The organism is Amycolatopsis speibonae, assembly GCF_042647925.1.
GTDB classification, from domain to species: Bacteria; Actinomycetota; Actinomycetes; order Mycobacteriales; family Pseudonocardiaceae; genus Amycolatopsis; species Amycolatopsis speibonae.
Map to the genome: position 1 here is coordinate 1 of NZ_JBHRWK010000125.1, position 5,141 is coordinate 5,141.

The 5,141-nt window shown below is 62.6% G+C and carries 2 protein-coding genes; both read right to left on the reverse strand.

What is annotated here, in order from left to right:
- A partial coding sequence (locus ACFOSH_RS42415; protein ID WP_378247200.1) for a hypothetical protein occupies positions 1-1,739 on the reverse strand: 1,739 nt, incomplete at its 3' end.
- A 491-nt stretch (positions 1,740-2,230) separates the two neighbouring features.
- Positions 2,231-4,045 carry a serine/threonine-protein kinase gene (locus ACFOSH_RS42420; RefSeq protein WP_378247202.1) on the reverse strand — a complete coding sequence of 605 codons (1,815 nt, stop codon included), beginning with the start codon at positions 4,043-4,045 and terminating at the stop codon, positions 2,231-2,233.
- Between the last annotated feature and the right edge of the window lie 1,096 nt (positions 4,046-5,141).

Genomic DNA, 5,141 nt, shown 5'->3' on the forward strand with positions numbered 1-5,141 from the left:
GACACTCGACTACCGAACACCCCACGAAACCCGCATAAGCTATCGTCAAGACCACGCCCTCGTGGCATAAACCCCGGTGTCCGGCTCCCCGGGACAACCTCAGTGCCCAGCACCGCACGAAACCTGTCGAACGCGTACGCCCGCCCTTCTCCTGGCGGTGCGACGCCTGGATCGTCGCGGCCGAGGAGAGTTGCCGCGTTTTCCAGCGTGCCAGGATCGGAGCCAGCCTCTCGGAGTTGCTGGAGGGTGTCAGTCCAGCGTTTCTTCCACCAGGCCATCCCGCTCCGCTCCGCCAACTCGTAGATAAGAGCGATCAGCCCGTGGTGGGAAAGCCACCAGATGTGGTTCGTGTCGCCGAGCGCCCGGATCAAGGTCGCGGCAGCAAGACCAGGTTGCGATTGCCGGACGTCAAGCCCTCGCGTCTGCGCAACGGCTGCGAGACACGTCCATGACGACGGCCAAACCACTTCCACGGTCTCCCGCCGGTTCAGCTGCAACGGTGAAACCTGGGCAGCACCCGCCTGGAAACGCCCCCAGAAATCGGTTCCGCGCATGGTCGGGTCGGCGGGAAACCGACTGTCGACAACCATCACGTCGAGCACGAGAGGAACCGGCCGCAAGCTGTCGGCAGTGTGGCGGAGAACCTCGCGATCGGAGTCGGAAAACGGAACCAGGCGAGTGCGGCCCTCCTGCCAAGTGCCGAGGTGACTGCGCGGACGCCCCGGCGCAGGGCCGCAAGTCAAGATGTCCTCATAGGCAACCGCGCGAGCGCCCGCTGAGAGAGCCACCAGGTCGCGCAGACGGCTGACGGGCACGGAGTAGCTGACGAGATGGATTCGTCCGCCTCCCAACCCGAACATCGTCGCTCGGCCCGGCGCTTGGAGAAACTGGAGGGCTTCTCCCGTGACTTCTTCGACGGGCAGTCCAATCGGCAACACCCGGCGATCGCCATGCGCCGCACGCAAGTTCCATAACAACGCCATGTCTTCGACCGAGTCCTTTGAGACCACGACGACGAGATTCGGTCCCGCCGAGCGCTGCGTGAGCCGAGGCTGAGGTATGACCTTCTGGCCTTCTCCGAGGAACGAAGCATCCGGATTCAGTCCGGAGCTCAAGAACATATTGGCCAGCTGCCGCGGAGTGATCACCTCACGATTTATCGCTCGAGCAGCAAGATCGTCCAGTGAACCTGTGACCTGGACTCGCCGCACGGGAACCACGTCGTCGAACTGCAGATCTTCTCGAAGATTCGCAGCTTCGCCCAGCTCCCGATCAGGAACCTCGGGCAACGTCCCGAGGACCACCGCGTAGATCGGTGCCCAGGGATCGGCACAGTCGAGATCGCAGATCTCAATCGGCCGCCACTGATCCCGCGGCTCGTTCGCTGCGACCATCAGGACGGGATAGTCCCCAAGATGCCTGGCCTCGACTCGAAAAGGCAGTTCCACAGCCGCGTCCTGCAAACCGCCAACGCCGTCGATCTGCTCGACTTCAAGCATCCGCTGGTAGGGTGACGGCATCTTCCCGTCGCACACCGGAAGCAGAGGCTGCCCGGCACCACCCCAGGTTTGACACAACCGGGCGATCTCCGCCAGGAGAGCCTCAGAGTCACCGACGTCCACAGGACGCGCCAATCGCTCCGGCCGCAGCACGGTCGTCATCTCGTGCTGGCCTTCAAGCAGATCATCGCTCAGCATCCCCGATATCGCATCCGAACCACCCGTCGACGACTCACTCATGCAGATCACAATAGGTCTGCGGTCGACGGCGAACCAGGTCCAACGCATTCGCACGCAGACCCGTGATAACTGCCGCCGAGCTCAGGATCGCCGATCGTGAGGCGCTCCCGGTGGAAGCCGCCACCGTTCGGGCAACCACCGCCGGAGCCGAACCGGCACCACTTCCTCTCTGACTACCCGTGTCAAAATTCGGGAGCGTTTTGCCCTGAGCCCCAATGCCTTCCGCATCACCTCCGCCGAGACCTGACGCTGATGCCGCGCACGATGCTCTGTGTCGATCTGTCGTGCCCGCTCGATCAGGCCGGGATCAAGTCCAGCCGTCCACTCACCAACGTCCTCCGACGAGGTCCCGCAGTGGTCGGCCACTGACCCTCAACCGCAACACCAACACGCCTGGGACACCGTCCGCTTGCGCAACCGGCCACACAGCACCTGGCGTTCGTGATCAGACAACTCCAGCACAACGGCTTCGGACCAGGCACCACCCCATCCTATGACCGCCCTCGAACTTTGGACTCATGACGCTGGCGCGTGGGGGTGCCGAGGATCTTCCCGAGCGTGATGGCCACGTCGAAGTCCCGATCCCATGTGAGTGCGACGAGATCGTCGAACTCTGCCTCAGGCCGGAGCAGGTCGAGGACGTCGGCTTCGAATACTGAGCCCGGTTCTGCGAGGTCGAGTGCCTCGTCGTGGAAGCAGCGGTACATGTTGCGTGACCGGAACATGACCGAGTACCCACCGTCTACGAGTTCTCCCACGGAGACATCCCACTTCGCTTCAAGCTCCTGCAGTGTGCCGGCGATGTCGTCGGTGTTGAGCGGATCGGTCAACAGATCCGCTCCTGCCTCTTCTCGGGCCGAATCCAACGGAAGCGTCTCGTCCCAGCGCACCGAGAGGTGGCGCTCGAAACCGATGTCCTCGCGAACTGTTTTGTCGAACTCCAGGTAGTCGGTGTCCAGATTCGTACGCATCCAGCGGGCAATCCAGAAGATCGGGGCACTGATCAGATTCGCCCGCAACGAGACGTTGCCTTCACCATAGACCGATTCGCGGATGCTCGTCAGCAGCTCTTCGCAGTGGTAGTCCTTGCAGAATCGGAACAAGTGAGCCGACCGCCGTGGCAGACCTCCCCAGCGCGAAGACTCAGGGAGGGGGAAATCAGCCAGAATCGTCTCCAGCTCGCGTTGGAGTCCCGGCTTGGCGGCCGACAACACAAGAGCGTCGTCATTCTCGTCCCACCGCCCGGCGCTCTCATAGTTGAACTTCGCCTTGCATGAGGCATATATAACGGCTTGAGCACATGTATTGAACAGCTCCGTGCTCACCCGGTATGCGACTTCGCAGTGATAGTTGAGGTTGAATCGGTCGAGCTCGCCGTCGGCGACCCGTTCGAAGACATGCTTCGCCGACAGTACGTCCTTGGTGGCACGGCCGAGGATCCGCTCGACCTCGCTGGATGAGCTTTCGGCGGATGCTTCGTCGGGGCGCAGATGATCGGAGATCTCCTCGATTGCCGAGTCGAGCCGCTCAAGGGTTACCCGAAGCATGCCGCGTACGGTGTCGATGGGGAGACGCTTCGCGTCGTCTTGGAGCAGCATATGCTCAATGATCAAGTCGAGGCCGGCCAGGAAGGGGTAGCGGTCGCGCACAAGCGCGTGCCGCCGCCCTCGAGCGTTCTGCTTCGTGAACATCTCGGTAATGACGAGCCCGAGTGCAAAGATGTCCGCCGGCTTGCCGATGCCGATAGCGTTGTTCCTCACCATCTGCTCGGGAGCGAGGTAGTTCCGGTTCGCTAAGAGGTCCCCCCGCTTCGTGAGCGAGGAGTCCTTGAAATGCGCGATTCCGAAGTCGGCCAGGACGAGACGACAAGCATCCGGGTCGACGAGGACATTCTCAGGTTTAATGTCGCGATGCACTATGCCATCGCCGTGCACGTACGCGAGAGCATCGCAAAGCTGGCGCGCGTAGTCGAGAAGCACGTCAGCATCGGTTTCGTCGTCGATCACGTTTCGCAGCGTCATAGGGTAGAAGTCCATGATGTAGTAGAAGAAGTTCGCGTCCTCTGAGCGCGCGTGGATACTCACGACGTTCGGGTGGCTCGATGCCTGCCCGTACTCGATCTCCTGCTTGAAACGCTTGTTGCGAGCGGAGTCCGCGTCGCGGTCCTTCTTAATCCGTTTGACTGCGAGCACCTGACCGTCGGGCTTGCGGCGGACCTTCCACACCACGGCTGATCCGCCCTCTCCCGGAGCTGAATCGCGCTCGTAAGTGACTCCGTCAATGATGAACGGTTCGTTCTTCGACATGAACCCACCTTACTGACCCTCGAGTCCGGCGACCTGATCCTTCTCTCTGTGAGCAGGGGCGATTTAGCGTCCATTTCGACGGTCGTCCAAGCGGTCGGTCATAGGGCCGCGTTGGCCGCTGTCGATCCCGGCGTGCTCGACTCCGTTGTGAGTCGGGGTCCGTCAAGGCGTGGGGAGTCGACTGGGCGCCGGCATGAGGGTCGGAGGCTGAAGTCGTCCACCAGCGAGGTGACCGCCTTTCGGTCCGGGCCGCGAGCACTGGCTGCCCGGAGAACAGCAGGTATGCCGTCGACGTACCGAGGATCGATGCCGCGGCCGAGGCATTCGGTGCGCAGGAAGTCCGTGTCGCCTTGCAGCAGCGCCAGCGGGAAGTAGTCCGGAAACACGACGACAGACCACGACACCAGTCGACACCGCCAGCACCCGAATCCTGAGGAAGACGACACTCACCGACATCACTCGACACCGCCCGAAACCCCATCCAAACGACTCTTAACCAGCGGGTTCGGGCCGAGCGCAACTGCGCAGTCTCCGCCGAAGGCCCCATCCCCGACTCCGCGCCAGGAAATCCTCTGCAATCGCCCAGGAACTACCAATCGGTGCCAGTATCGATACGCGTGGTCAACCGGGCAGTTGCAAGCGTGTGGATAGTGAGCAACTCGCCCCTCGGACACACTTGCATGGGAAATCTCCCGCACCACAGAGTAACAACCCGGTCACACCAGATCACTGGCGTGGTCCGGGTTTTTCTGGTTCGGCGAGGCTGGGCTGTCCGCTGGTTCCTCCCCTGAACACTCGCACAGGGGAGGCATGTCGTGAGCAGCCTCATCCCGGGCTTGTCCTTGCGGAAAGCCCGCCGCTCGACCCACCCGGCCTCAGAAGCTCCCACGCCGCTGGCACCGGCCTTGGCGCCGCTGCCGGTCCCACCGTCACCCACCGCGCCGTTTGTCGGCATGGCGCGGGTGGACGCGTCTGCCAGAGTGCAGAACCACGACTGAGGTTGTCCCGGGGAGCCGGACACCGGGGTTTATGCCACGAGGGCGTGGTCTTGACGATAGCTTATGCGGGTTTCGTGGGGTGTTCGGTAGTCGAGTGT

Excerpts from the sequence above, each read along its gene's own strand:
- ACFOSH_RS42420 (WP_378247202.1), bottom strand. The coding sequence starts at position 4,045 with ATGTCGAAGAACGAACCGTTCATCATTGACGGAGTCACTTACGAGCGC.